The 25,886-nt window shown below is 67.7% G+C and carries 22 protein-coding genes and 1 pseudogene; 14 read left to right on the forward strand and 9 right to left on the reverse strand.

Annotated features, from left to right (window positions below; translation table 11 throughout):
* Positions 1-72 precede the first annotated feature (72 nt).
* The 4 genes from ACZ3HL_RS21220 to sdhC are packed head-to-tail and all read right to left on the reverse strand — an operon-like array spanning position 73 to position 3,501.
* The gene (locus ACZ3HL_RS21220; RefSeq protein ID WP_125691319.1) at positions 73-843 is read right to left on the reverse strand and encodes a succinate dehydrogenase iron-sulfur subunit; all 771 of its coding nucleotides are present in this window, start codon (positions 841-843) and stop codon (positions 73-75) included.
* Entirely contained in the window at positions 843-2,597 is a 1,755-nt protein-coding gene (sdhA, locus tag ACZ3HL_RS21225; RefSeq protein WP_395877767.1) for a succinate dehydrogenase flavoprotein subunit, read from the reverse strand. The genes ACZ3HL_RS21220 and sdhA overlap by 1 nt, the downstream gene beginning before the upstream one ends.
* A gap of 32 nt (positions 2,598-2,629) precedes the next feature.
* Positions 2,630-3,049 carry a succinate dehydrogenase hydrophobic membrane anchor subunit gene (locus ACZ3HL_RS21230; protein WP_034304594.1) on the reverse strand — a complete coding sequence of 140 codons (420 nt, stop codon included), beginning with the start codon at positions 3,047-3,049 and terminating at the stop codon, positions 2,630-2,632.
* 2 nt (positions 3,050-3,051) lie between these two features.
* Entirely contained in the window at positions 3,052-3,501 is a 450-nt protein-coding gene (sdhC, locus tag ACZ3HL_RS21235) for a succinate dehydrogenase, cytochrome b556 subunit (RefSeq protein WP_465415075.1), read from the reverse strand.
* Between the two features lie 545 nt (positions 3,502-4,046).
* Here sdhC and ACZ3HL_RS21240 point away from each other — a divergent pair.
* From ACZ3HL_RS21240 to ACZ3HL_RS21265, 6 genes are all read left to right on the forward strand, one after another.
* Positions 4,047-5,183 carry a BMP family lipoprotein gene (locus ACZ3HL_RS21240; protein ID WP_465415071.1) on the forward strand — a complete coding sequence of 379 codons (1,137 nt, stop codon included), beginning with the start codon at positions 4,047-4,049 and terminating at the stop codon, positions 5,181-5,183.
* A 118-nt stretch (positions 5,184-5,301) separates the two neighbouring features.
* Complete coding sequence (locus ACZ3HL_RS21245) at positions 5,302-6,879, forward strand: ABC transporter ATP-binding protein (RefSeq protein WP_465532989.1); 1,578 nt, start codon at positions 5,302-5,304, stop codon at positions 6,877-6,879.
* Positions 6,876-7,973 (forward strand): ABC transporter permease, encoded by a 1,098-nt coding sequence (locus ACZ3HL_RS21250; RefSeq protein ID WP_465415067.1) that lies wholly within the window; start codon positions 6,876-6,878, stop codon positions 7,971-7,973. The genes ACZ3HL_RS21245 and ACZ3HL_RS21250 overlap by 4 nt, the downstream gene beginning before the upstream one ends.
* Before the next feature lie 38 nt (positions 7,974-8,011).
* Complete coding sequence (locus tag ACZ3HL_RS21255; protein ID WP_465415881.1) at positions 8,012-9,241, forward strand: ABC transporter permease; 1,230 nt, start codon at positions 8,012-8,014, stop codon at positions 9,239-9,241.
* Position 9,242: 1 nt separating this feature from the next.
* Positions 9,243-9,632 (forward strand): cytidine deaminase, encoded by a 390-nt coding sequence (locus ACZ3HL_RS21260; protein ID WP_465532991.1) that lies wholly within the window; start codon positions 9,243-9,245, stop codon positions 9,630-9,632.
* Positions 9,629-10,912: a thymidine phosphorylase gene (locus tag ACZ3HL_RS21265; protein WP_465532993.1), complete on the forward strand. Its 1,284-nt coding sequence runs from the start codon at positions 9,629-9,631 to the stop codon at positions 10,910-10,912. Before ACZ3HL_RS21260 ends, ACZ3HL_RS21265 begins: the two co-directional genes overlap by 4 nt.
* 407 nt (positions 10,913-11,319) lie before the next feature.
* Here ACZ3HL_RS21265 and ACZ3HL_RS21270 read toward each other — a convergent pair whose 3' ends face one another.
* Positions 11,320-12,408, reverse strand: a complete 1,089-nt coding sequence (locus ACZ3HL_RS21270; protein ID WP_465367547.1) for a PA containing protein — start codon at positions 12,406-12,408, stop codon at positions 11,320-11,322.
* Between the two features lie 209 nt (positions 12,409-12,617).
* Here ACZ3HL_RS21270 and ACZ3HL_RS21275 point away from each other — a divergent pair, with 209 nt between their 5' ends.
* A complete protein-coding gene (locus ACZ3HL_RS21275; protein ID WP_465532995.1) occupies positions 12,618-13,757 on the forward strand; it encodes an adenosine deaminase in 1,140 nt (379 codons plus the stop codon).
* A gap of 27 nt (positions 13,758-13,784) precedes the next feature.
* Positions 13,785-14,993: an MFS transporter gene (locus ACZ3HL_RS21280; protein WP_465533168.1), complete on the forward strand. Its 1,209-nt coding sequence runs from the start codon at positions 13,785-13,787 to the stop codon at positions 14,991-14,993.
* Between the two features lie 21 nt (positions 14,994-15,014).
* On the opposite strand, the gene ACZ3HL_RS21285 is transcribed toward ACZ3HL_RS21280, so the two are convergent.
* Positions 15,015-16,253: a primosomal protein gene (locus ACZ3HL_RS21285; protein ID WP_465532997.1), complete on the reverse strand. Its 1,239-nt coding sequence runs from the start codon at positions 16,251-16,253 to the stop codon at positions 15,015-15,017.
* Between the two features lie 151 nt (positions 16,254-16,404).
* Between ACZ3HL_RS21285 and ACZ3HL_RS21290 the strand changes: the two genes are divergently transcribed.
* Entirely contained in the window at positions 16,405-18,909 is a 2,505-nt protein-coding gene (locus tag ACZ3HL_RS21290; protein WP_465415057.1) for a DEAD/DEAH box helicase, read from the forward strand.
* Positions 18,910-18,934: 25 nt separating this feature from the next.
* On the opposite strand, the gene ACZ3HL_RS21295 is transcribed toward ACZ3HL_RS21290, so the two are convergent.
* The gene (locus tag ACZ3HL_RS21295) at positions 18,935-19,561 is read right to left on the reverse strand and encodes a hypothetical protein (RefSeq protein ID WP_465532999.1); all 627 of its coding nucleotides are present in this window, start codon (positions 19,559-19,561) and stop codon (positions 18,935-18,937) included.
* A gap of 54 nt (positions 19,562-19,615) precedes the next feature.
* Positions 19,616-20,212 (reverse strand): annotated as a pseudogene (locus ACZ3HL_RS21300) (NADPH-dependent F420 reductase); the annotation flags it as partial.
* Between the two features lie 69 nt (positions 20,213-20,281).
* Between ACZ3HL_RS21300 and ACZ3HL_RS21305 the strand changes: the two are divergent.
* A complete protein-coding gene (locus tag ACZ3HL_RS21305) occupies positions 20,282-20,647 on the forward strand; it encodes a winged helix-turn-helix transcriptional regulator (RefSeq protein WP_465417322.1) in 366 nt (121 codons plus the stop codon).
* 26 nt (positions 20,648-20,673) lie between these two features.
* Here ACZ3HL_RS21305 and ACZ3HL_RS21310 read toward each other — a convergent pair whose 3' ends face one another.
* Complete coding sequence (locus ACZ3HL_RS21310; RefSeq protein WP_465533001.1) at positions 20,674-21,654, reverse strand: sugar-binding transcriptional regulator; 981 nt, start codon at positions 21,652-21,654, stop codon at positions 20,674-20,676.
* A gap of 144 nt (positions 21,655-21,798) precedes the next feature.
* On the opposite strand from ACZ3HL_RS21310, the gene ACZ3HL_RS21315 reads away from it, so the two are divergent.
* Genes ACZ3HL_RS21315 through ACZ3HL_RS21330 form a run of 4 tightly spaced genes read left to right on the forward strand, consistent with a single transcriptional unit; the run spans position 21,799 to position 25,883 of the window.
* Positions 21,799-22,803 carry a zinc-dependent alcohol dehydrogenase family protein gene (locus tag ACZ3HL_RS21315; protein ID WP_465533003.1) on the forward strand — a complete coding sequence of 335 codons (1,005 nt, stop codon included), beginning with the start codon at positions 21,799-21,801 and terminating at the stop codon, positions 22,801-22,803.
* Complete coding sequence (locus ACZ3HL_RS21320; protein ID WP_465533005.1) at positions 22,796-24,136, forward strand: ABC transporter substrate-binding protein; 1,341 nt, start codon at positions 22,796-22,798, stop codon at positions 24,134-24,136. Before ACZ3HL_RS21315 ends, ACZ3HL_RS21320 begins: the two co-directional genes overlap by 8 nt.
* Positions 24,136-25,071, forward strand: coding sequence for a carbohydrate ABC transporter permease (locus ACZ3HL_RS21325; protein ID WP_465417312.1), 936 nt, complete (start codon positions 24,136-24,138; stop codon positions 25,069-25,071). Before ACZ3HL_RS21320 ends, ACZ3HL_RS21325 begins: the two co-directional genes overlap by 1 nt.
* Positions 25,068-25,883: a carbohydrate ABC transporter permease gene (locus ACZ3HL_RS21330; RefSeq protein ID WP_465417310.1), complete on the forward strand. Its 816-nt coding sequence runs from the start codon at positions 25,068-25,070 to the stop codon at positions 25,881-25,883. The genes ACZ3HL_RS21325 and ACZ3HL_RS21330 overlap by 4 nt, the downstream gene beginning before the upstream one ends.
* Positions 25,884-25,886 lie beyond the last annotated feature (3 nt).

Here is a 25,886-nt window from a genome sequence, read left to right on the forward strand (position 1 = left end):
ACTCCCGAAACGCCGTGAAGGCCTCCTTCCCTACCTTGAGGGTAGGGAAGGAGGCCTTCACGGACCGCTCCGTTAGACGCGCTTGAAGAGCAAAGCGCGCTTAACCTCCTGAATGGCCTTCGTGACCTGGATGCCACGCGGGCACGCGTCGGTGCAGTTGAACGTCGTCCGGCAGCGCCAGACACCCTCGGAGTCGTTCAGGATGTCGAGACGCTCTTCGGCGCCTTCGTCACGCGAGTCGAAGATGAACCGGTGCGCGTTGACGATCGCGGCCGGGCCGAAGTACGAGCCGTCGTTCCAGTACACCGGGCACGAGGACGTGCAGCAGGCGCACAGGATGCACTTGGTCGTGTCGTCGAACCGGTCGCGGTCGGCCTGCGACTGGATCCGCTCGCGAGTGGGCTCGTTCCCGTAGGCGATCAGGTACGGCTTCACGGCCTTGTACGCCTCGAAGAACGGGTCCATGTCGACGTAAAGGTCCTTGAGCGTGGTCAGACCCTTGATCGGCGCGATGGTGATGGTCGTCTTCTTGCCGTCCTGCGACAGCAGGTCCTTCATCAGGACCTTGCACGCCAGCCGGTTGATGCCGTTGATCTGCATCGCGTCGGAGCCGCAGACGCCGTGCGCGCACGAGCGCCGGAACGAGAACGTCCCGTCGATGTAGTCCTTCACGTAGAAGAGCAGGTTCAGCAGCCGGTCGGTGCGCTGCGCCGGGACGTCGTAGGACTCCCAGTGCGGCTCGGTGTCGATCTCGGGGTTGAACCGGAGGATCTTCAGCGTGACGGTGATCGGCGTGTGGTCGGAGGACACGGCCTCCGACTTCTCGGGAGTTGCCGTGGTCATCAGTACTTCCGCTCCATCGGTTCGTAGCGGGTGAAGGTCACCGGCTTGTAGTCCAGGCGGACGTCGGCGGTGAGGCCTTCGCCCTCCTTGTAGGCCATGGTGTGCCGCATGAAGTTCGTGTCGTCGCGGTTCGGGTAGTCCTCGCGCGCGTGCCCGCCGCGGGATTCCTTGCGCGCCAGGGCGCCGACGACGAGGACTTCGGCCAGTTCGAGCAGGAAGCCCAGCTCGACGGCCTCGAGGACGTCGGTGTTGTACCGCTTCCCCTTGTCCGACACGGTGATCCGGCTGTACCGCTCCTTCAGCGCCTGCACGTCGGTCAGCGCCTGCTTCAGCGTGTCCTCCGTGCGGTACACCGAAGCGTGCGAGTCCATCGTCCGCTGCAGCTCGGTGCGGATGTCGGCGACGCGCTCGTCACCGTGCTCCGAAAGCAGCAGCGCGAGCTGGTCTTCCACCACGCGAGTCGGGTTCTCCGGCAGCTCGATGTGCTCGTGCGCCAGCGCGTACTCGGCGGCGGCGATACCGGCGCGACGGCCGAACACGTTGATGTCGAGCAGCGAGTTGGTGCCGAGCCGGTTCGAGCCGTGCACGGACACGCACGCCACCTCACCCGCGGCGTACAGGCCGGGGATGACGTTCTCGTTGTCCCGCAACGCCTCGCCGTGGATGTTGGTCGGGATGCCGCCCATCACGTAGTGGCAGGTCGGGAACACGGGCACCGGCTCGGTGACCGGGTCGACGCCCAGGTACGTCCGCGAGAACTCCATGATGTCCGGGAGCTTCGCGTTCAGCGTCTCTTCCGGGATGTGCGTGACGTCGAGGACGACGTAGTCCTTGTTCGGCCCGCAACCGCGGCCCTGCAGCACTTCCTGCACCATCGACCGGGCGACGATGTCGCGCGGCGCGAGGTCCTTGATGGTGGGGGCGTAGCGCTCCATGAACCGCTCGCCGTCGGCGTTGCGGAGGATGCCGCCCTCACCGCGCACGGCCTCGGAGATGAGGATGCCGAGCCCGGCCAGACCTGTCGGGTGGAACTGGAAGAACTCCATGTCCTCCAGCGGCAGGCCCTTCCGGAAGATGATGCCGAGGCCGTCACCGGTGAGGGTGTGGGCGTTCGACGTCGTCTTGAAGATCTTGCCCGCGCCGCCGGTGGCGAACACGATCGACTTCGCCTGGAAGACGTGCAGTTCGCCGGTCGCCAGCTCGTAGGCGACGACGCCGGAAGCGACCGGGTTGCCGTTCTCGTCCGGGGTCAGCACCAGGTCGAGCACGTAGAACTCGTTGAAGAACTCGGTGCCGTGCTTGACGCAGTTCTGGTACAGCGTCTGCAGGATCATGTGACCCGTGCGGTCCGCGGCGTAGCAGGCGCGGCGCACCGCGGCCTTGCCGTGGTCACGGGTGTGCCCGCCGAAGCGGCGCTGGTCGATCTTGCCTTCGGGCGTCCGGTTGAACGGCAGGCCCATCTTCTCGAGGTCGAGGACCGCGTCGATGGCTTCCTTCGCCATGATCTCGGCGGCGTCCTGGTCGACCAGGTAGTCGCCGCCCTTGATCGTGTCGAAGGTGTGCCACTCCCAGTTGTCCTCTTCGACGTTCGCCAGCGCGGCGCACATGCCGCCCTGGGCGGCGCCGGTGTGCGAACGCGTCGGGTAGAGCTTGGTGAGGACCGCGGTGCGGGCACGCTGGCCGGATTCGATGGCCGCGCGCATGCCCGCGCCACCGGCTCCGACGATCACCACGTCGTACTTGTGGAACTGCATTGAGAACTCCGCTTACGTGTGTGGTGGGGCCGTCAGTTGGCCGAGATGCCGGGATCGAAGGTGAAGATCACCATCGTGCCGACGGCGAGGATCAGCACCATCGAGACGTAGAGCACGATCTTCAGCCAGAACCGGGTGCTGTCCTTGCGGGCGTAGTCGTCGATGATCGTCCGCAGCCCGTTGCCGCCGTGGATCTCGGCGAGCCAGAGCATCGACAGGTCCCAGAACTGCCAGAACGGCGAGGCCCAGCGGCCGGCGACGAAGCCCCAGTTGATGCGGTGCACGCCACCGTCGAGGATGTTCATGATGAACAGGTGGCCGAGCACCAGCACGATCAGGGCGAGGCCCGAGATGCGCATGAACAGCCAGCTGTAGAGCTCGAAGTTGCTGCGACGGGCAGCGGGGCGCTTCGGCGAGCGCGGCTTGTCGAGTGCGAGAACTTCGGTCGCCATGGTCAGTGCCCCCCGAACATAACTTCGACGGTGCGCTTCATCATGAAGAAGGCACCGGGAATCATCACCACGACCCAGATGGCCAGGATGGTCCAGAGCATCGGCTTCTGGAACTTCGGTCCCTTCTCCCAGAAGTCGACCAGCATGACCCGGATGCCGTTGAGCGCGTGGAACAGCACCGCGCCGACGAGGCCGACCTCGAGGAGGTTGACCAGCGGGGTCTTGTAGGTCTCGATGACCTCGTTGTACGTGTCGGGCGACACGCGCACGAGCGCGGTGTCGAGCACGTGCACGAAGAGGAAGAAGAATGTCAGCACGCCGGTGATGCGGTGCAGCACCCAGGACCACATACCGGGGTCTCCCCGGTAGAACGTCCCTTGCCGGCGTGAGGCACCCGCGGAGGCGCTCGCACCCGCCTCAGTGGCGGTGCTAGGCGTAGCCGTGGTGGACATCGGTGAACGGCCTCCAACGTCATGGCTTGGGCCCGCTGACCGCTGGTTTCCGCGCCTGCCGCCGGGACGTCCACCTGGGGACGGCTCCGGCGACGGTGCCGAGATCATGGTCATCGAGCGTGGATGAAAAGGATGCTAGACCCGCACCTCACGGTGGGCTCACCTCCGGGTTCCTCTGTGTGATGGACCAGACATCGGGACCGTCGCACGATCGAGTGACGAGGGCCGGTAACTCACCGGTTCGTCCACTGTGGACGCGTGGACGGCCCCGCCGGAGGGCCTGAACGGTGCGTGACGATCTTCGGCGCGTCACGCGGTCCGAGGGCCGCGCACTGCCTGCGATTACTCCATTCCGATCACCGTGCGTACTCCGTTCGTCGCGCTTGAGACTCATGAGTAAACGTTTGTGTTACGTAGCGTGCCTTTCCTATGGCAGCAAAGCGGCCGTTAGGTACCGTCTCTCGGTCGAACCCGGCAGCGTCGCCGGGTCGCTTTCTTCGGACCATCCGCTGGATCAGCGGGGAGGGAGACACACGTTGCGTCGCATGCGTGGAACCGCGCTGGCCGCCGCCGCCATGGCCGGTGCACTCGTACTGGCCGGGTGCGCGAAGGATTCGGGTGCGGGGAACAACAACAACGCGGGCTCTGGGGATCAGTCCGCCAGCTGCGTGACGGCGCCGAAGCCGCCGGCCGCGCCGGCCGCGTCGAGCAGCTCCGCGCAGTCGGGTGAGAAGGTCGACGGCAGCAAGCTGAAGGTCGCGCTGGCCTTCGACGTCGGCGGCCGCGGCGACGCGTCGTTCAACGACTCCGCCGCCGCCGGTACCGACAAGGCCAAGGCCGAGCTCGGCGTCACCACGGTCACCGAGAGCACCGCCGCGGCGACCGAGGACGAGGCCGCCAAGTCGCAGCGGCTCGACCAGCTCGCCTCGCAGGGCTTCAACCCGGTCATCGCGGTCGGCTTCGCTTACGCCAACGCCGTCAAGGCCGTCGCGCCGAAGTACCCGAACACCCAGTTCGCGATCGTCGACGAGTCCGTCGAGGCCCCGAACGTCACCTCGCTCGTCTTCGCCGAGGAGCAGGGCTCGTTCCTGGCAGGCGTCGCCGCCGCGTACAAGTCGAAGAAGTGCCACGTCGGTTTCGTCGGTGGCGTCAACACGCCGCTGATCCAGAAGTTCGAGGCCGGCTTCATCCAGGGTGTGAAGGCCGCTTCGTCCAAGGCCGTCATCGAGGACGAGTACCTCACCCCGGCCGGTGACTTCTCCGGGTTCCAGGACCCCGCGAAGGGCAACGTGAAGGCCGCTGCCCAGATCGCCAAGGGTGCGGACGTGCTTTACCACGCCGCCGGCGCCTCCGGTAAGGGCGTGTTCGAGGCCGCGAAGTCGGGCAACGCGCTCGCCATCGGTGTCGACTCCGACCAGTACAACCAGAAGACGGTCGAGGCGTCGAAGGACGTCATCATCACCTCGATGCTGAAGCGCGTCGACGTGGCGGTGTTCGACTACCTGCGCGCGCTGGCGAAGGGTGACCTGTCGTCGCTGCCGAAGCGTTTCGACCTCAAGGTCGACGGTGTCGGCTACGCCACCTCCGGTGGCAAGGTCGACGACATCAAGGACGTCCTCGACGGCTACAAGGCGCAGATCGTCTCCGGGGCGATCACCGTCTCGGACAAGCCGCAGAAGTAAGCTTCACCATGGCCCGAAGTACGTTTTCCCGCTGAGGGCCAATTGTGACCGCGGGGCTCGGGAGGGTTGACCACCCTTCCGAGCCCCAACCTGTTTACCCAGAACTGGATGGCTTTTCATGAGCGCTCCCCAGGCCGAGGTCACCGACGCCCCCGACCGGGGTGAACCGGCCGTGCAGCTGACCGGGATCACGAAGCGGTTCCCCGGTGTCGTCGCCAACTCCGACGTCAACCTCACCGTCACCAAGGGCGAGGTGCACGCCGTCTGCGGCGAGAACGGCGCGGGCAAATCGACCCTGATGAAGATCCTCTACGGCATGCAGCAGCCGGACGAGGGCGACATCGCGATCAACGGCGAACCGGTGAAACTGCGCAACCCGCAGGACGCCATCAAGACCGGGATCGGGATGGTCCACCAGCACTTCATGCTGGCCGACAACCTGACCGTCGGGGAGAACGTCTTCCTCGGCGCGGAGAACCTGCACGGCATCGGCCGCGCGGCGAGGGCGAAGCTGGCGGAACTCGCCGATCGCGTCGGCCTGCGCGCCCGCCCGGACGCGCTGCTGGAAGAGCTCGGCGTCGCCGACCGCCAGCGCGTGGAAATCGTCAAAGTGCTCTACCGCGGCGCGCGGATCATCATCCTCGACGAGCCCACCGCGGTGCTCGTGCCGCAGGAGGTCGACGCGCTGTTCGAGACCGTCCGCGCCATGCAGAAGGACGGCTTCACCTTCATCTTCATCTCGCACAAGCTCGACGAGGTGCGCGCGATCGCCGACACGGTCACCGTGATCCGCCGTGGCACCACCGTCGGCACGGCGGATCCGAAGACGATCACGTCACGTCAGCTGGCCGAGATGATGGTCGGCTCGGAGCTGCCCAGCCCGGAGACCCGTGAGTCCACGGTGACCGATCGGGCCGTCCTCCGCCTGGACGACGTCTGCCTGAGCGTCGAGGGTTCCGAGCGGAACGTCCTCGACCACATCTCGTTCACCGTGCACGCGGGCGAGGTGCTCGGGATCGCCGGCGTCGAGGGCAACGGCCAGACCGAACTCGTCGAGACGATCATGGGCATGTGCAAGGGCGGCGGCCGGATCGAACTGACCGAGGTCGACGGCAAGGTCGTCGAACTGCACAAACTGGGGACGCTCGCCCGCCGCGAGGCCGGGATCGGGTACATCGCCGAAGACCGCACGCGGCACAGCCTCCTGCTCACGCAACCCTTGTGGGTCAACCGGATCCTCGGCTACCAGACCCGCCGGCCGGTCGCGAAAGGACAGTTGCTCGACATCGACAGCGCGCGTGAGGACACCCGCCGCATCGTCGAGGAGTACGACGTCCGCACGCCGGGCATCGACGTTCCCGCGGCCGCCCTTTCGGGTGGTAACCAGCAGAAGCTGATCGTGGGGCGCGAGCTTTCCGGCGATCCGGTGCTGCTGATCGCGTCGCATCCGACGCGCGGTGTCGACGTCGGCGCGCAGGCGCTGATCTGGGAACAGATCCGTCAGGCGCGCGCCGCCGGGCTGGCCGTCCTGCTGGTTTCGGCCGACCTCGACGAGCTGATCGGGCTTTCCGACACCATCCAGGTCATGCTGCGCGGACGGCTGGTCGGCGAGGCCGACCCCGCGACCGTGACCCCGCAGGAACTGGGCTCCGCGATGACGGGTGCCTCCGAAGACTCCGAAGAAGGTGCATCGTGAGTTCCTGGCGTACGAGGCTGCTGCCGCCTCTGCTCGCGATCGTTTTCGCGGTCATCCTGACGGCCATCGCGCTGATCATCTCGGGGGCGGATCCGCTCCAGGCCTACGGCACGATGATCGGCCAGCTCTTCAAGGGCTCGACGGCCGTCGACACGGTGAACCTCGCGACGGTCTACTACCTGTCCGGGCTCGCGGTGGCCATCGGCTTCCAGATGAACCTCTTCAACATCGGTGTCGAGGGCCAATACCGGTTCGCCGCCATCGTGACCGCCATCATCGGCGGGGCGCTGCAGCTGCCGCCGGTGATCCACGTGCTCGCGATCCTGATCGTCGCGGTGGCCAGCGGCATGCTCTACGCGGCTATCCCCGCCGTGCTGAAGGTGACTCGCGGTGTTTCCGAGGTCATCTCGACGATCATGTTGAACGCGATCGTCGGCGGCATCGTGGCGTTCCTGGTCAACGCGGACCAGTTCGGCGTGCAGACCGGCAACAACATCGCCACCCGCGAGATCGCCGAAACCGGCCGGATCCCCGGAATCCCGATCGGGTCCGGTGAACTGTTCGGCTTCGTGGTCATCGCGGCGCTGATCGGCGCGGCCTACTGGTTCATGCTCAACCGCACCCGGTTCGGTTTCGAGCTGAAGGCCTCCGGTGAATCGACCACGGCGGCCGCCGCCGGTGGCGTCAACGCCAAGAAGATGACGCTGATCGCGATGCTGCTGTCCGGCGGTGTCGCCGGCCTGGTCGCGATGCCGGAACTACTCGGCCGCGACTTCAGCTACGGCATCACCTCGACCCAGATGTACGGCTTCACCGGTATCGCGGTCGCCCTGCTCGGGCGTAACCACCCGGCCGGGATCGCGCTGGGCGCCCTGCTGTGGGCGTTCCTCGACCGGTCCGCCGTTTCGCTGGAACAGATCAACGTGTCCAAAGAGATCGCCACGATCATGCAGGGCGTGATCGTGCTGTCGGTCGTCATCGCGTACGAGATCGTGCGCCGCGCGGACCTGGCCGCCGAACAGCGTCGCGTCGGTCGCGCGCTGGCAGGCAACGGCCGCAAGGGTTCGAGCGTTTCCGAGGGAGGTGCGGTGTGAGCACGGATGTTCTTTCGCCCAACACGGGCGGGACCACCATGCCGGTGAAGTCGCCGAAGCGCCGCATCCCCGGCTGGCTCAAGGGCGCCATCTGGGGGCTGCTGGCGGTCGGCGTGCTCGCGATCGCGTCGTACGCCACCGGCGTCAACACGCTCACCTCGACCAACACCGCGCATACCGCGCTGCGGCTGGCGCTGCCGATCCTGCTGTGCGCGCTCGGCGGTCTCTGGGCCGAACGCGCGGGCGTGATCAACATCGGCCTCGAAGGCATGATGATCCTCGGCACCTGGGGTGCCGCCTGGGGCGCGTACCACGGCGGTGTCTGGGCCGGGCTGATCGCGGCGGTCGTGTTCGGCGCGCTCGGCGGGCTGCTGCACGCCGTCGCGACGGTGACCTTCAACGTCAACCACATCGTCTCCGGTGTGGCGATCAACCTGCTCGGTCTCGGGGTCGCGAAGTACCTGGCGAACCTGGTGTTCACCCCGCTTTCGGGGAACCCGCGCCAGTCGCCGCCGGTGCCGAAGTTCGACACCTATTCGGCGACGTTCCTCTCGGACTGGCTCTCGGATCTGGAGAAGATGCAGCGCGTCTTCATCTCCGACCTGGCCGGCATCCTCAACGGCCTGGTCACCGAGGTCGCGCCGCTGACGATGATCGCGATCGCGCTGGTCCCGATCAGCTACTTCGTGCTGTGGCGGACGCGGTTCGGCCTGCGGCTGCGGTCCTGCGGCGAGAACCCGGTCGCGGCCGAGTCCCTCGGTGTGAAGGTCTACCTGCACAAGTACGTCGCCATGATCATCTCCGGCGGGCTCGCCGGAATGGGTGGCGCGTCGCTCGTGCTGCTCGCCGGCGGTGCGGACTACCTGGAGAACCAGACCAACAACCGCGGGTACATCGGCCTCGCGGCGATGATCTTCGGCAACTGGCGGCCGGGTGGCCTGCTCGGCGGCGCGGCGCTGTTCGGGTACGCGGACGGCCTCCAGCTCGCCGGTGGCGGCACCGCGGTGCTCGCGCTGCTGTACGGCGCGGTGATCCTGCTGGCCGTGATCGTGGCGGTGCAGTTGTTCCGCCGTCAGTGGATCGCTTCCGCGCTCGGTGTCGTCGGCGCCGGCGCGCTGTACGCGATCTACTGGACCAACGACGACCTGCCCAGCGACCTCATCCCGTACACCGCGCACTTCGTGACGCTGATCGTGCTGGCGGTGGCTTCGCAGCGGCTGCGGCCGCCCAAGGCGATCGGCGCCACCTATCGGCGAGGTGAGGACTGACATGGCTGAGTACGACTGGGAAGCCTTGCGGGCTCAAGCCGTCGAGGCGGCGAAGTCGGCGTACGCGCCGTACTCGGGTCTGCACGTGGGCGTCGCCGCTGTGGTGGACGACGGCCGGATCGTCGTCGGCTGCAACGTCGAGAACGCTTCGTACGGCTTGGGGATGTGCGCCGAATGCACGATGGCGGGGCAGCTGCGGCTGACCGGCGGCGGCAAACTCGTCGCCGTCGCGTGCCGCAGCGGCGCCGGTGACCTGCTGATGCCGTGCGGGCGCTGCCGTCAGATCCTGTTCGAGCACGGTGGCGCGGAGTGCCTGGTGGACACCCCGAGCGGCATCCTGCCGATGTCTTCGGTGCTGCCGGACGCTTTCGGGCCGGACGATCTGCCGTGAGCGCGTTCGCCGCCGTCGACGTCATCCGCGCGAAGCGGGACGGTGGACGGCTCACCGATGAACAGATCGACTGGACGATCGACGCGTACACGCGCGGCGACATCGCCGAGGAACAGATGGCCGCACTCGCGATGGCCATCTTCCTGCGGGGGATGGACTCCGGCGAGATCGCGCGCTGGACCGGCGCGATGATCTCGTCGGGGGAGCGGCTGGACCTGAAGGTCAGCCGCCCGACGATCGACAAGCATTCGACCGGCGGCGTCGGCGACAAGATCACGCTTCCGCTGGCGCCGCTCGTCGCGGCTTGTGGCGCGGCCGTGCCGCAGCTGTCCGGGCGCGGGCTCGGGCACACCGGCGGGACGCTGGACAAACTGGAGTCGATCCCCGGCTGGCGTGCCTCTTTGTCGACGTCGGAGATCATCCGGCAGCTCGACGAGGTCGGCGCGGTGGTCTGCGCGGCGACGTCCGGGCTGGCTCCCGCGGACAAGAAGCTGTACGCGCTGCGGGACGTGACTTCGACGGTGGAGTCGATCCCGCTGATCGCGAGCTCGATCATGAGCAAGAAGATCGCCGAGGGTTCGGCCGGGCTGGTGCTCGACGTGAAGACGGGTTCGGGCGCGTTCATGAAGACGCTTCCGCAGGCCAGGGAACTCGCGCGGACGCTGGTGGAGATCGGGACCGCGCACGGCGTCGCGACGACGGCGCTGATCACGGACATGAACGTGCCGCTGGGAAACGCCGTCGGGAACGCGATCGAGGTCGCGGAGTCGGTCGAGGTGCTGCGCGGCGGCGGCCCGGCCGACGTCGTCGAGCTGACCGTGGCCTTGGCGCGGGAGATGCTGGCGCTGGCCGGATTGTCCGATGTGGACCCGGCGGCGGTGCTGGCTTCTGGTCGGGCTTACGAGACCTGGTGCCGGATGATCGCCGCTCAGGGCGGGGATCCGGAGGCTGCTTTGCCGCGGCCTCGCCATGTGCACGTGGTTCCGGCGCCCGCCGATGGGATTTTGTCGCGTTTGGACGCTTATGCGGTCGGGGTCGCCGCTTGGCGGCTCGGGGCCGGACGGGCGCGCAAGGAGGACCCGGTGCAGGCCGCGGCCGGCGTGCTGTGCCTGGCGAAGCCGGGCGATGCCGTGTCGGCCGGGCAGCCGCTGCTGGAGCTGCACACCGATACGCCGGACGCTGTCCCCTCGGCTCTCGCTGCGCTCGAAGACGCCTACGCGGTCAGCTCCGCTGGGGCTCCGGCCTCCGCTCCGCTCGTCCTGGAGACCGTGCGGCCCTGACCTGCGTTTCGCGGGCTAAACGCGATCCGGAGGTCGCGAAGTACATGAAGGCCCCCTTCCTTGCTCTAGGCGCAAGGAAGGGGGCCTTCATGTACTTCGGGGTTCGGCTGGGGGCCGCTGGCGTCCCGACCTGCATTTAGCGGGCTAAACGCGATCCGGGGCGGGAGGTCCGCGATGCCAGCTCCCGGCGCAGGCCAGGCGGATCGCGTTTAGCCCGCGAAACGCAGGTCGGCGCGGGCAACCGGGCCGGAACAGCGTGAAGGCCCCCTTCCCTCGGCTCAGCCGAGGGAAGGGGGCCTTCACGCGCTAAGAGAGCGTCACCCGCATCCGCCGCGTTTCGTCCTCTGAGTGCGGTAGTTCGCAGTACGCACTTCAGCACTCAGAGGACGAAACGCGGGGAGAGAGCGTCAGTCCGTGGACTCGTCGCCGCCGTCGGCCTTCGCCTTGGCGTCGGCCGCCTTGGGCGCCCGGCCGTTGCGCGAGCTGCGGCGCGGCTGACGCGGGGCGGGCGGCGGCGGGGAGATCTGCTGCACGGCCGGGCCGCCGCCGAGCATCAGCTCCGCGAAGGTCGCCATGGCCTCGTCCAGCTGACCGCCGATACGGCGGACGGACTCGTCGTTGCTCTTGCGCACCAGCGAGTCGACCGAGTCGGTGTCCGGCTGCTTCTGCAGCGTGCTCTCGACCTTCGACAGGCCGGAGCGGATCGAGCCGTCGAGGTCGCCGAGGCGCCCGGTGAAGCCGTCCTCGACCTTGTCGAGCCGCTCCGCCAGGTCGTCGAGCCGCGAGGTGACCTTCTCGAGGCGGTCGCCGAGGCCGTCGAGGCGCTCCGAGGCGTCGATCATCTCGCCGGTCTCGGTCAGCGCGGTCTTCAGCGCCTCGGTGTTCGCGGTGAGGCTTTCCTTGGTCGCCTTGTCGAGGTTCTCGACGCGGGTGCGCAGCTCGCGGTCGACGGTGTCGACGCGGTCCCGCAGGGTGGACTCGGCCTGCTCGACGCGCTCGCGCACCGGGCCGATCACCGACTGCGGCAGCGCGTCGGTCTTCACGTCCTGCTTGTCGAGGTGCGCGCCGAGCTCGTCGAGACGGCGGTGGATGTTCTGGAGCTTGTCCTCGAGCCCGTCCATCCGGCCCCCGACGCCTTCCAGGCGCGCGGCCATGCCGTCGAGGCGGCCGTCGAGCTGAGCGAACGGCTTGGCCAGCTTGTCGACGATGCTTTCGACGGCGCGGGTCAGCGCGGCGATCGCGGTGTCCTGCGCTTCGAGCCGCGACATGGTCTCGTCGAGACGCTCGGCGAGCACGCTGGTCTCGGTGCGGTCGGGCATCTCGGAGAGCCGCTTGCGCACCGCGCCGAGCGAGTCGACGGGGGCCAGACGTGCGTAGATGTCGTCGAGCGCGTCGAAGATCTGCTGCTGTTCGCTCTCACGCACTTCGGCCGCGCGCACCAGCATGTTGCGCATCCGGTCGAAGGACGGGGCGGCAATGTGGTTGTCAGTGGTCACTGCGGTGTCCTTCGTGGGCGGGGAAATGGGAGGGACGTGACGTGAAGCTTATCCATTGCGAAATTGCTCTGCGTATGGCCCCCGGCTATCGGACAATGCCGAGCTCTGCCCTGATGGCCGATTCAGCCGGTGATCCACAAAGCCGAGGGTTAAGTCAAGCATGAGACTTACAGCCATGTAGGGGAATGACAGCCTGGTTACCGTTACGTATGTCCTCTGAAAGCAGCAGACCCAGCATCCCGGAGGCGGTACTGGCCCGCGCTCCCAAGGTTCTCCTCCACGACCACCTGGACGGCGGATTGCGGCCCGCCACGGTCGCCGAACTCGCCGAGCAGACCGGGTATCGGGCCCTGCCGACCAGCGATCCCGTCGAACTCGGCCGATGGTTCCGCGATGCGGCCGATTCCGGCTCCCTCGTCTCGTACCTTGAGACGTTCGCGCATACGTGCGGCGTCATGCAGACCGAGGAAGCGCTGGTCAGAGTGGCCGCCGAGGCGGTGGAAGACCTCGCGGCCGACGGCGTCGTCTACGCCGAGGTGCGCTACGCCCCCGAACTCTTCGTCGAACGCGGACTGTCACTCGATGCGGTGGTCGAGGCGATTCAGGCCGGCTTCGCCGAAGGTGAACGGAGAGTGGCGGCCGACGGCGGCCGGATCCGCGTCGGGACGTTGCTCTGCGCGATGCGCCAGCACGCCAGGGCGCTCGAGATCGCCGGTCTCGCCGTCCGCTACCGCGACGCCGGTGTGGTCGGGTTCGACATCGCCGGACCGGAAGACGGATTTCCGCCTACCAGAAATCTCGACGCATTCGAGTTCCTGCGGACGAATAATGCGCATTTCACCATTCATGCCGGCGAGGCGTTCGGGCTCGCGTCCATTTGGGAGGCGATTCAGCATTGTGGCGCCGAGCGGCTCGGCCACGGCGTGCGCATCGTCGACGACATCAAGACCGACAGCGACGGCACGGTCCATTTGGGACGGTTGGCCGCCTACGTCCGCGACCGGCGGATCCCCCTCGAGATCTGCCCCACGTCCAATGTCCAGACGGGAGCGGCGCGTTCGATCGGCGAACATCCCTTCGGCCTGCTCGCCAGGCTGCGGTTCCGGGTCACCGTCAACACCGACAACCGGCTGATGAGCGGCTGCTCGATGACCAGCGAATTCGCGGCCCTGAGCGACGCGTTCGGCTACGGGGTGGCCGATCTCGAGTGGTTCACGATCAATGCGATGAAATCCGCCTTCCTCGATTTCGACCAGCGGCTCGACATCATCAACACGGTCATCAAGCCGGGGGTATGCGTCCTTGCGTTCGTTAGCATAGCCAACTATTGTTCACTATGTAGGAGTTGATTCCCATATAGTGAAATGGTGGCGATGATGGCGCAGGTCGTGGACGTGAGGATCGGCGGCAAACGGCGCTGGCTCATCCTCGCGCTCGGTCTCGCCGCGCAGACCGCGAGCTGTTCGTTCCTTTACGGGATCCCGTTCCTGGTGCCGTCGATGCAGCGCGCGGAGGGGCTCTCGCTCGCCGAGGCGGGGACCGTGGTCGCGGCGCCGAGCCTTGGCCTGTTGTTCACCTTGATCTTGTGGGGTGCGGCGGCGGACCGTTACGGAGAGCGTTTGGTAATGGCCATCGGGCTCGGCGTCTCGGGGTTACTCCTCGTGTACGCGGCCATCGGTGACCACTCGCTCGTGACCCTCTTTGGGGTGTTCCTGCTCGCCGGCGCGAGCACCGCGTCAGTGAACGCCGCGAGCGGCCGGGCCGTCCTCGGCTGGTTCGGCCCGGCCGAACGCGGCCTCGCGATGGGCATCCGCCAGATGGCCCAGCCGCTCGGGGTGGGCGTCGCGGCCTTCGGGCTCCCGCCGCTCGCGGACCGCTGGGGTTTCCAGGTCTCGCTCATGCTGCCCGCGCTGACCGCGATCGGTGTCGCACTCCTGGTCGCCTGGCTCCTGGTCGATCCGCCGCGTCCGGAAGCCGAAGCGGGCAAGACGGAGAAACCGCCGTCGCCGTACCGGAAGCCCGCGCTGTGGCGGGTCCACGGCGCGAGCGCGCTGCTCGTCGTCCCGCAGTTCGCGATCTCCGCGTTCACCCCCGTCTACCTGGTGACCGTGCACGGCTGGACGGCGGCGTCCGCGGGCTGGTTCGTCGGCGCCGTCCAGATCCTCGGCGCGCTGGGCAGGATCGCGTCGGGTTACTGGTCCGACCGCGCGGGCAGCAGGCTGCGGCCGATGCGGCAGCTGGCGATCGCGAGCGCCGCGGTGATGCTGCTGGTCGCGCTCGGCGACGCGACGTGGCCGTGGCTGGTGATGCTCGCGCTCGTCCTGGCCGCGGTGATCACCGTGTCCGACAACGGGCTCGGGTTCACCGCGTCGGCGGAGATGGCCGGGCTCGCGTGGGCGGGACGGGCGATGGGCACGCAGAACACCGGCCAGAACATCGCCGCGGCGCTGACCCCGCCGATGCTGGGCTTGGTGATCGGTGATTCGCGGTACGCGCTGGCGTTCTGCGTAGCCGCGGTCTTCCCGATGCTCGCTGTGGCAGTGGTGCCCGTCCGGCACGAAAAGAGCCCCTCAGGACGAACCTGAGGGGCCCTTTCACGGGGTGGATCAGATGACCGTGAGCCGGTTCTCGAAGGTCTCGACGAGCTTGCGCCACTCCGACTGCTCGGCGTCGAACGGAGCGCTCGGCTCGAGGCGCGACGGGTCCGGCCGCAGCACGAACGACACCAGCCAGCCGAGGCTTTCGTTGGCGGCCAGCGCGGTTTCGACGCTGTCGTCGTCGGCCCACTCGGCGGCGTCGGTGATCAGCTCGACGGCCAGCTCCAGCTGGATCGGGTCGATCGCCTCGGGACCTTCGGCGATGTCGTCGGCGATACCGTTGAGCACGTACGTGTTCTCGGCGTCGACGTCGATTTCGAGCTCGCCCGCGGTGGCCTTCGTGGTCACCTCGTCCCAAGTGGACACTTGGGCGAGGTCGTTGTCCGCCAGGTCCTTCCCGTCCGCGATCGCGCGGATCAGGGCCTTCTCGGAGGTGAAGACGTCGATCTCGCCTTCGCTGCCGAGGAAGATCGGCTTGTCGTCGAGGTAGCAGCGCAGCGTGTAGTACTCGGCGCCCGAGGTGATGATCTTGATCGGGTCGATGCCGACCTCGCCCCAGAAGCCGACGGGCTCGTCGTCTTCGTCGTCGTCCTCGTCGTCCACGAGATCCTCGTCGACGGCGGCCGCTTCGGCCTCGGCGGACTCCGCGAGGAAGGTCGCGAGCTCCTCCGCGGTCTGCTCCAGCACCTTCTCGTCGACGTCGGGGACGGTCACGAGACTGTCGATCGCGTCGAGCACGGTGTCCCACTTCTCGGAGACCGCCTGCGACAGGTCCGCCCAGAGGCGCTCGCCGTCACGGCCGGAGAAGGGCAGTGTGCCCTGATCCAGCAGCGAGAAGCTCTCGTGCGCGTCGAGGACTTCGTGGACCTCGTCCAGCTCGCACACGTCCGCGAGCGAACGCACGATGCCGATGATCTCGGCCAGCTCGCCGAGCGTCCACTGGTCCGGCTTCTCGGCGACCAGCTCGGGGACGCCCACCAGGTCGTAGGTGTGGTCGTCGTCCGGGATGAGCTCGGGCACGTTCAGCGCGGGGACGACCTCCCACGCGGGGTGGTCGAGCAGGTCGTGCTGCTCGGAGGTCCGCACGAAGGCGGCGAGATGCGCGGCGTCCGGGAAGGCGTACAGGTCCTCCTCGTCGCCGAGGAAGGCTTCCCATTCCTCGCCGTCTTCCCGCCAGCGCGGCGCCCAGAGAGTGACGACGTCACCCTGTGGCAGGCCGAGTTCGATCGGGATGATGTCCTGTGCCATTCCTATAGCCCTCTCGGATTACCGCCTGTGTGCGCGGCCGGGTGATGGTGCCCGGAAGGTGCGCGGTACCGCGAAGCCTACGGGTTTCCGGCGGAGGGCGCGATCACCCCTGGGCAAGAAGCGACCAACGGATGGCACGATAGGTCCTCTGATGACACTTACAGACCTCCTGCCTGCGGATCCCGACCCCGACTCGCTGTTCGAAGCCTTCTCCACCTGGACGGCCGAGCGCGGGTTGGAGCTGTACCCCGCGCAGGAAGAGGCCATCATCGAGGTGGTCTCCGGGGCGAACGTGATCCTGTCGACGCCCACGGGCTCGGGAAAGAGCCTGGTCGCCGTCGGGGCGCACTTCACCGCGCTCGCGCACGGCCGCCGCAGCTACTACACGGCCCCGATCAAGGCGCTCGTCTCGGAGAAGTTCTTCCAGCTGATCGAGATCTTCGGCCCGGAGAACGTCGGCATGATGACCGGCGACTCGGCGGTGAACGCCGACGCGCCGATCATCTGCTGCACGGCGGAAATCCTGGCGAACATGGCGTTGCGGTTCGGTGCCGACGCGCCGGTCGGCCAGGTCGTCGCGGACGAGTTCCACTTCTACTCGGAGCCGGATCGCGGCTGGGCCTGGCAGGTGCCGCTGCTGGAGCTGGGAGGCGCGCAGTTCGTGCTGATGTCGGCGACGCTGGGCGACGTCTCGTTCTTCGAAAAAGATCTCACCCGCCGGACCGGCCGTCCGACCGCGGTGGTCACCTCGGCGCAGCGGCCGGTGCCGCTCACCTTCCGCTACGCGCTGACGCCGTTGCACGAGACGATGTCCGAGCTGCTCCACGGCGGGCAGTCGCCGGTCTACGTCGTGCACTTCTCGCAGGCCGCCGCGATCGAGCGCGCGCAGACGCTGATGAGCATCAACGTCACCTCGAAGGCGGAGAAGGAGGCCATCGCCGAGATGCTCGGCGACTTCCGCTTCTCGGCCGGGTTCGGGAAGACGCTGTCGAGGCTGGTCCGGCACGGGATCGGCGTGCACCACGCCGGCATGCTGCCGAAGTACCGGCGCCTGGTCGAGCAGCTCGCGCAGGCCGGGCTGCTGAAGGTGATCTGCGGGACCGACACGCTCGGCGTCGGCATCAACGTACCAATCCGCACAGTGGTCTTCTCCGCGCTGACGAAGTACGACGGTGTGCGGCAGCGGCATCTCAAGGCGCGTGAGTTCCATCAGATCGCCGGCCGCGCGGGCCGCGCCGGGTACGACACCGACGGCTACGTCGTCGTGCAGGCGCCGGACCACGTCGTCGAAAACGCCAAGGCGCTGGAGAAGGCGGGCGACGACCCCAAGAAGAAAAAGAAGATCGTCCGCAAGAAGGCGCCAGAAGGGTTCGTCAACTGGACGGAGAGCACCTTCGACCGGCTGATCGCGGCCGAGCCGGAGCCGCTGACGTCGAGTTTCCACGTCAGCCACTCGATGCTGCTGAACGTGATCTCCCGGCCGGGCAACGCGTTCGACTCGATGCGGCATCTGCTGGAGGACAACCATTCCGACCGTCCCGCCCAGCGGAAACTGATCCTGCGCGCGATCGCGATCTACCGCGCGCTGCTCGCGGCGGGCGTCGTGGAACGGCTCGACGAGCCCGACGAGCAGGGCCGCATCGTCCGGCTCACGGTGGACCTGCAGTTCGACTTCGCGCTGAACCAGCCGCTTTCGCCGTTCGCGCTGGCGGCGATCGAGCTCCTCGACGTCGAGTCGCCGTCCTATCCGCTCGACGTCGTGTCCATTGTGGAATCCACTGTGGACAATCCGCGTCCGGTGCTGTCGCAGCAGCAGTTCAAGGCGCGTGGCGAGGCCGTGCAGGCGATGAAGGCCGAGGGCATCGAGTACGACGAGCGGATGGAGCTGCTCGAGAACGTCACGTACCCGAAGCCGCTGGAGGAACTGCTGGAGGCGGCGTATTCCCGCTACCGGCAAGGGCATCCGTGGGTCGAGGACTACGAGCTCAAGCCGAAGTCCGTCGTGCGCGACATGTACGAGCGCGCGATGAACTTCGTGGAGTACATCGGTTTCTACCAGCTGGCCCGCTCGGAAGGGCTGGTGCTGCGGTACCTCACCGACACCTACGATTCGCTGCGGCACACGGTTCCGGACGAGGCCAAGAACGAGGGGTTGCAGGACCTCATCGAATGGCTCGGCGAACTCGTGCGCCAGGTCGACTCCAGCCTCCTGGACGAGTGGGAAGCCTTGCGGCATCCCGAAGAGGAAGGCCCGGTTTCGACGAGGCCGCCGTCCGAGCCGCCCGCGGTCACGCGGAACGAGCGGGCGTTCCGCGTGCTGGTGCGGAACGAGCTGTTCCGGCGAGTGGAGCTGGCGTCGCGGCGTGCCTACGACACGCTCGGCGAGCTGGACGCCGCGTCGGGCTGGGACGCGGACGCGTGGGAAGACGCCATCGAGGACTACTTCGACGAGCACGAAACGCTCGGCATCGGGCCGGACGCGCGCGGGCCGAAGCTGCTGATCATCGAGCAGGAGGCGGAGATCTGGCGGGTGCGGCAGATCTTCGACGATCCGGCGGGCGACCACGACTGGGGCATCAGCGCCGAGGTCGACCTGGCGGCTTCGGACGAGGCGGGTTCGGCGGTCATCCGGATCACGGCGGTGGACCAGCTCTGACGCCTCGTGAGTGGCAAGGACGGTTCTAACCGTCCTTGCCACTCACGAGCCCCAAGCGGCGCCGCACCAGCTGCCCTATCAGCACCACCAGCGACAGCGCGGGCATGGGATAGCCCAGAAGCAGGCCCACCGCGATGTCGGTGAGCGGCGCGAGGACCGCGGCGACGAACACCCACGTCGGCGCGGTCGGCAGCTTCGCGCCCGAGCGGACCTTGCCCCACGGCTTCGCCACCGAAAGCCACGCCTGGAACGCGAGCGCGCTCGCCATCAGCGCGGTCCCGCCGACCAGCGCCACCGGCGGTGGTTCACTGCCCACGGAGTCCCGCAAAGCCCCCGACAGCAGGAAGATCCCGGCGTAGAGCTGGACCAGCGTGATCGCGAACTTCGCCAGCACCCACCAGTGCCGGGTGAACCCCCATGCCGTCCCCGCGGCGAGCATGAACCCGGTGAAGGCCGAAGCGTTGGCAAGGGGCGCCAGCAGGAGGGTGTCGATTTCGTGCGCCATCGACGTCGCCGCGACGCGGATCGCGCCGTCCTCGCTCGTCCGGCTGATCACCAGGAGGGTGAACAGCGCCAGGGCCTGCCCCATCCAGCCCACCGAAGTGACGACGTGCAACCACACGGTCAGTCGCCGCCAGGTCTTCGTCCCCATGCCGGACAGGCTCGCGTGACCGCCTCGCGCGGCGCATCGGGGACGACCCTGAAATCACACCGGAAGGGGTGGGAAACAGGCCTGGGCGTCGTGGCCGTCGAACCAGAGCCCGACCACGAACGCCATCGTCGCCTCCATGAGCGCGGCCCGGTCGAGACCACCCGCGACGAGCGGAACGCACCCGATGGCGCGGACCAGCTCGCTCACTTCGCCGACCCTGTCGCCGCAGATCGGCACCGCCAGCGGACGGCCGCCGAACACCGGCGGAGTCATCCGCCAGACGTCCACGTGGCACAGGTTGAACGCCTTCACCACGTGCGCTTCCGGTGCGGCGGCGGCGATCCGCGCGGCCTGGTCGGGGACGGTGAGTTCGGCACCGGGCCCGACCGCGTTGGTGCAGTCGATCAGGACCTTCCCGGTGAGATTCCCCGCCGCGGCAAGGACTTCCGGTACCGAAGCGGCGGGAATGGCGAGCAGGATCACGTCACTGGCGCGGGCGGTCTCCTCCCAGGTCCCCACCCGCGGGGAGATCGTGGCGGCCTTGACCCGGTCGCGGGCGGCGACCATCACCTCGTGCCCGGCCTCGGCCCACTGGCCGCCGAGCGCTTCCGCCATCCCGCCCGCGCCGAAGATACCGATACGCATGTGCTGCTCCCTAAGATCTAGTTACCCCATGACCGTAGAAAGCCGTGCGGGTACCGATTGGTTACCGGAGGTGCGATGAACGACGTCTTCCTCGCCGATTGCCGTGCCCGGCTGGCCTTCGACCTGATGGCGAACACGTGGAACCCGGTCGTGTTGTGGGCGCTGCGCGAAGGACCGCTGCGCCCGGCCGAACTGCGGCGACGGCTCGGCGGGATCAGCACGAAGGTGCTCACGGAGACCGTCCGGCGGCTGGAGTTCAACGGGCTCGTCAGCAGGCGCGACTGTGGCCGGACGGCGAAGGTCGAGTACTCGCTGACGGACCTCGGCACCACGCTGCTGGGGCCGATCGAAGCCTTCGGGGAGTGGGCGTTCAGGCACGGCGACGAGGTGATGGCGGCGCAGGACGAGGCGCTGGGTCTCGTGAGTGGTAAGGACGGTTAGAACAGTCCTTACCACTCACGAGGTGGTCAGGCGGGTGGGCGCGCCTCGGCCAGCTTGAGCAGCGGGACGGCGGCGGCGGCGTCGGTGATCAGCGTCGAGACCATGCCCGAGCGCAAGACGGCATCGATCGCTTCGGCCTTCGGTTCCGTGTAGCCCAGCGCGATCACTTCGGGGACGGCCAGCAGGTCCTCGGCGCTGATGGCCAGCACATGGTGGGCCAGCCCGGTGGACATCGGGTTCCCGTCGGCGTCGAACAGGCGCGCGGAGACCTCGGCCTTGGCGCCGCGTTTCGCGATCGCGCCGCGCTCCGCTTCGTCGAGCGCGTCGTAAACCGTCGACTCCTCGGGTTTCCACGCGCCGATGCTGACGACGGCCTTGGTCAGGTTCTTGAACTGCCCGAAGGTTTCCGCGATCCCGGGCTGCCGGCGCAGGGTCTCGGTGGTGCGGCGGTCGGGGAGCACGAGCGGGCCGAAGATCGGGTACGGCTGGCCGCCGGACACCGACGCGACACGGCTGACCGTCTCCACCGACCGGTCGCGCATGTCCATCCCCGCCTGCACGCCGCACAGTTGCACGATCGGGCATTTCGGCAGTGACTCGATCGCGTCGGTCATCGCGTTCACCGAACGTGCCCACGACAGGCCGAGGACGTCGCCGGGAGTGACGATCTCGGCCAGCAGGCGGGCGGCGAGCGTGCCGATCTTGCGCCGCGCCACTTCGCGGGATTCCGGTTCCGGCGCTCGTTCGAGCACCAGTACCCGGTCGAGCCGGTACGCCGCGCGGATCTCCTCGGACAGCACGAGATCGACCGGCGCCGGCAAGCGGAACTCGACCCGGACGATGCCGCTTTCCCTGGCCGCGTCCAGCATGCGCGCGACCTTGAACCGGCTGATCCCGAACTCTTCGGCGATCTCGAGTTTCGAGGCGCCCTGGTCGTAGAACCGCCGGGCCACCGCGGCCAGGTGAAGTGACTCCACCAGGCCGGGACCCTGCTTCTTCCCGCTCATCTGAGCACTATATCGCGAAATCTTCGCGAAAGGTTGACGTAACACCAGGGAAAAGTTCACCATGCGGGGACATCAACAGCAGTGACATGCAGACCGAAGCATAGGCCCGTCCCGCTCATTTGAGCGGAGAGAAGAGGAGCTGGCATGCGTGCCGCGATCGTGGACAAGCCCGGGGAGATCAGGGTCGGCGAGGTGCCCGATCCCAAACCGGGGGATCGCCAGGTCGTCGTCAAGGTGGGTGCCTGCGGGATCTGCGGGACCGACCTCCACATCGCCGACGGGCACTTCCCGCCGACGCCCTATCCGATCGTCCCCGGCCACGAGTTCGCCGGCGAGATCGTCGAACTCGGCGCGGATGTCCCGGGCGGCTGGAAGGTCGGCGACCGGGTGGCCGTCGACCCGTCGCTGTTCTGCGGCTACTGCAAGCCCTGCCGGTCCGGCCGCGGCAACCTCTGCGAGAACTGGAACGCGACCGGCGACACCGTCGACGGCGCTTTCGCCGAGTACGTCGCCGTTCCTTCGGCGAACTGCTACCGCATGCCGGACACGATGACCTGGGGACAGGGCGCCCTCGTCGAGCCGGTCTCCTGCGCGGTCCACGGCGTGCGCCGCATCGGCGTCGAGGCGGGGGAGCGGTTCCTGGTCGTCGGCGCGGGCACGATGGGGCTGATCATGCAGCAGTTGCTGCAGCGCGCGGGCGCGCACGTCACGGTGGTCGACCGCAACACCTCACGCCTCGGCCGGGCGATGGACCTCGGCGCGGCCGCGGTCGCGGGCGACGTGAAAGACCTCGACGACGAGAAGTTCGACGCCGCCGCGGACTGCACCGGCGCCGCGCCCGCCATCGAAGCCGCTTTCGACTCGCTTCAGCGCGGAGGCCGCCTGCTGGTCTTCGGCGTCGCGCCCGCCGAAGCACGCGTCGCGCTTTCGCCGTTCCGGATCTACAACGACGAGATCACCGTCGTCGGCTCGATGGCCGTCATGAACAGCTTCGGCGCCGCGCTCGACCTGGTGGCGGACGGCGCCGTCGACACCGCCGCGCTGCTCACCGACACCCTGCCGCTGGAGCAGTACCCCGACGCTCTCGCCCTCATGCGCAGCGGCGCCGGCCTGAAGGTGCAGGTCATACCGGGAGGCGAAGGTGCGTAAAGCAGCCGCTCTGCTCTCGGTCCTCTTGCTGACCCTCACCGGATGTGCCGGTGCGGGCGCGCTCGGGACCGGTGACCGGACGCTCGTCGTCGCGATCGTCGCGAACCCGCAGATGAAGGACGCCATCGAGCTTTCCGGCGAGTTCGAGAGGGCGAATCCCGGCGTCAGCCTCAAATTCGTGTCGCTGCCGGAAAACCAGGCACGCGCGAAGATCACCGCGTCGACGGCCACCGAAGGCGGCGAGTTCGACGTCGTCATGATCAGCAACTACGAGGCGCCGCAGTGGGCCGCGAACGGCTGGCTCGAAAACCTCGGCCCGCATATCGCGGCGAACCCGTCCTACGACGCGGACGACTTCATCCCGAGCATCAAGGAGTCCTTGTCGTACAACGGATCCCTCTACGCGGTGCCGTTCTACGGTGAGTCGTCGTTCCTGGCCTACCGGAAGGATCTGTTCGAGCAGGCCGGGATCACCATGCCCGCCAAGCCGACGTGGACGCAGATCGCCGAGTACGCCGCGAAACTCGACGACAAGGCCAAGGGCGTCGCCGGGATCTGCCTGCGCGGCAAGCCCGGCTGGGGTGAGAGCCTCGCGCCGTTCACCACGGTCGCCAACACCTTCGGCGCGCAGTGGTTCGACAAGGACTGGAACGCGAAGCTGACCAGCCCCGAGTTCAAGGCCGCCGCCGAGTTCTACGTCAACCTCGTGCGGAACCACGGCGAGGTCGGCGCGTCGAGCGCGGGCTTCTCGGAGTGCGGAACGCGATACACCCAGGGCCAGGCCGCGATGTGGTACGACGCCACGGTCATGGCGGGTACGAACGAGGACCCTTCGGCCAGCAAGGTCGTCGGCAAGTCCGGCTACGCCCCGGCGCCGGTGGAGAAGACGCAGTCGAGCGGGTGGCTCTACACGTGGGCGCTGGCGATCCCCAAGGTCGCCAAGGACAAAGAAGCCGCCTTCAAGTTCATGTCCTGGATGACCGACAAGGCCTATGTGCAGCGGGTCGCCAAGGAGTTCGGCGACTGGAACCGCGTCCCGCCGGGCGTGCGGAAATCGACCTACGACATCCCCCAATACCGTGAGGCCGCCAAGGCCTACGCGCAGCCGACGCTGGACGGGATCGCGGACGCCGACCAGCGCAAGGCGATGGTGAATCCGGTGCCCTACCCCGGGATCCAGTTCGTCGGCATCCCCGAGTTCCAGGATCTCGGCACCCGGGTGAGCCAGCAGCTTTCGGCGGCGATCGCGGGGCAGATCACCGTGGACGAAGCACTCGAGCAGTCGCAGGAGTACGCGCAGACCGTCGGCAAGTCGTATCAGGAGGTGCAGTGATGGCCACGATCTCCGCTCCTGCCCGCCCGGAGCCCGCCCATACGAAGAAGGCAGCTCCGAAGCGTGGCACGGATACGCCGTTCAAACGACGACTGCCGCTTCTGCCCGCGCTGCTGTTCGTCGTCGCCGTGACGCAGTTGCCCTTCGTGCTGACGGTGATCTACTCGTTCCAGTCGTGGAACCTGGTGCGTCCTGGCTCAAGGCACTTCGTCGGGCTGCAGAACTACATCGACGTCTTCGCCGACTCGACGTTCCTCGGCGCGCTGCTGAACACCGTGGTGCTGACGGTCGTGTGCGTGTTCTTCTCGCTGCTGCTCGGCCTGGGGCTGGCGATCCTGCTGGACCGCAAGTTCCTCGGGCGCGGGGTGGTCCGCACCCTGCTGATCACGCCGTTCCTGATCCTGCCCGCGGCGGGCGCGCTGCTGTGGAAGACGACGATGTTCGACCCGACCTACGGGTTGCTGCACTTCGTGTTCGGCACCGACGTCGACTGGCTTTCGGAGTTCCCGCTGGCCGCCGTGATGGCCCAGATCGTCTGGCAGTGGACGCCGTTCATGATGCTGCTGATCCTGGCCGGGTTGCAGAGCCAGCCGAAGGACGTGCTGGAGGCCGCGTCGGTCGACGGCGCCGGCCGCTGGCGGACGTTCACCGCGATCACGCTGCCGCATCTGAGCCGGTTCCTGCAGCTGGCGACGCTGCTGGGCGCGATCTACATCGTGAACAGCTTCGACGCGATCTTCCTGATGACGCAAGGCGGCCCGGGGACGGCCAGCACGAACCTGCCGTTCTACATCTACCAGCGGGCGTTCCAAGGTTTCGACATCGGGCAGTCGTCCGCGATGGGGGTGATCGTCGTGATCCTGACGATGATCGTCGCGACCTTCGCGCTGCGGCTGATGTTCCGCACGTTCTCGGTACAGGGAGGCGCGAAATGAAAAGCCGTTTCGGCCCCGGCGCGCTGACGGTCGCGACCTGGGTGATCGCGATCCTGTTCGTGTTCCCGCTGCTGTGGATGATCCTCACGGCCTTCAAACAGGAGGCCGACGCCTACACCGACCCGCCGCGGCTGGTGTTCAGCCCGACGCTCGACCAGTTCGCGGGCGTGCTCGAACGCGGCTTCCTGCCGTACCTGTCGAACTCGGCGTTCGTGACCGTCGTGTCGACGCTTTTCGTGCTGCTGCTGGGAATCCCGGCGGCGTACGCGCTGTCGCTGGCGCCGGTGAAGGGGACGAGCAACGCGCTCGGCTTCTTCCTGTCGACGAAGATGCTGCCGATCGTGGCGGCGATCATCCCGCTTTACGTGATCTCGCAGAACACCCAGCTGCTGGACAACGTGTGGGCGCTGATCATCCTGTACACCTCGATGAACCTGCCGCTGGCCATCTGGATGATGCGGTCGTTCTTCCTGGAGGTGCCGCACGAGATGATCGAGGCGGGACGGATCGACGGGGCGACGCTGCCGATCCTGCTGCGGAAGATCATCATGCCGGTGGTCGCGCCCGGGGTGGCCGCGACCGCGCTGATCTGCGTGATCTTCTCGTGGACCGAGTTCTTCTATTCGGTCAACCTCACCGCCGCGCGGGCCGGGACGGTGCCGGTGTTCCTGGTCGGCTTCATCACCAGCGAGGGCCTGTACTGGGCGCAGCTTTCGGCGGCCGCGCTGCTCGCGTCGCTGCCGGTGATGATCGTCGGCTGGATCGCGCAGAACCACCTGGTGCGGGGGCTGTCGATGGGCGCGGTCAAGTAGCCA

Source organism: Amycolatopsis sp. NPDC000009, from assembly GCF_055563465.1.

What these genes read in the sequence shown, in the direction of transcription:
- ACZ3HL_RS21220 (WP_125691319.1), bottom strand. Translation starts at nt 843, where the DNA reads ATGACCACGGCAACTCCCGAGAAGTCGGAGGCCGTGTCCTCCGACCAC.
- sdhA (WP_395877767.1), bottom strand. Translation starts at nt 2,597, where the DNA reads ATGCAGTTCCACAAGTACGACGTGGTGATCGTCGGAGCCGGTGGCGCG.
- ACZ3HL_RS21230 (WP_034304594.1), bottom strand. Translation starts at nt 3,049, where the DNA reads ATGGCGACCGAAGTTCTCGCACTCGACAAGCCGCGCTCGCCGAAGCGC.
- sdhC (WP_465415075.1), bottom strand. Translation starts at nt 3,501, where the DNA reads ATGTCCACCACGGCTACGCCTAGCACCGCCACTGAGGCGGGTGCGAGC.
- ACZ3HL_RS21240 (WP_465415071.1), top strand. Translation starts at nt 4,047, where the DNA reads ATGCGTGGAACCGCGCTGGCCGCCGCCGCCATGGCCGGTGCACTCGTA.
- ACZ3HL_RS21245 (WP_465532989.1), top strand. Translation starts at nt 5,302, where the DNA reads ATGAGCGCTCCCCAGGCCGAGGTCACCGACGCCCCCGACCGGGGTGAA.
- ACZ3HL_RS21255 (WP_465415881.1), top strand. Translation starts at nt 8,012, where the DNA reads ATGCCGGTGAAGTCGCCGAAGCGCCGCATCCCCGGCTGGCTCAAGGGC.
- ACZ3HL_RS21260 (WP_465532991.1), top strand. Translation starts at nt 9,243, where the DNA reads ATGGCTGAGTACGACTGGGAAGCCTTGCGGGCTCAAGCCGTCGAGGCG.
- ACZ3HL_RS21275 (WP_465532995.1), top strand. Translation starts at nt 12,618, where the DNA reads ATGTCCTCTGAAAGCAGCAGACCCAGCATCCCGGAGGCGGTACTGGCC.
- ACZ3HL_RS21280 (WP_465533168.1), top strand. Translation starts at nt 13,785, where the DNA reads ATGGCGCAGGTCGTGGACGTGAGGATCGGCGGCAAACGGCGCTGGCTC.
- ACZ3HL_RS21285 (WP_465532997.1), bottom strand. Translation starts at nt 16,253, where the DNA reads ATGGCACAGGACATCATCCCGATCGAACTCGGCCTGCCACAGGGTGAC.
- ACZ3HL_RS21290 (WP_465415057.1), top strand. Translation starts at nt 16,405, where the DNA reads ATGACACTTACAGACCTCCTGCCTGCGGATCCCGACCCCGACTCGCTG.
- ACZ3HL_RS21295 (WP_465532999.1), bottom strand. Translation starts at nt 19,561, where the DNA reads ATGGGGACGAAGACCTGGCGGCGACTGACCGTGTGGTTGCACGTCGTC.
- ACZ3HL_RS21305 (WP_465417322.1), top strand. Translation starts at nt 20,282, where the DNA reads ATGAACGACGTCTTCCTCGCCGATTGCCGTGCCCGGCTGGCCTTCGAC.
- ACZ3HL_RS21310 (WP_465533001.1), bottom strand. Translation starts at nt 21,654, where the DNA reads ATGAGCGGGAAGAAGCAGGGTCCCGGCCTGGTGGAGTCACTTCACCTG.
- ACZ3HL_RS21315 (WP_465533003.1), top strand. Translation starts at nt 21,799, where the DNA reads ATGCGTGCCGCGATCGTGGACAAGCCCGGGGAGATCAGGGTCGGCGAG.
- ACZ3HL_RS21325 (WP_465417312.1), top strand. Translation starts at nt 24,136, where the DNA reads ATGGCCACGATCTCCGCTCCTGCCCGCCCGGAGCCCGCCCATACGAAG.
- ACZ3HL_RS21330 (WP_465417310.1), top strand. Translation starts at nt 25,068, where the DNA reads ATGAAAAGCCGTTTCGGCCCCGGCGCGCTGACGGTCGCGACCTGGGTG.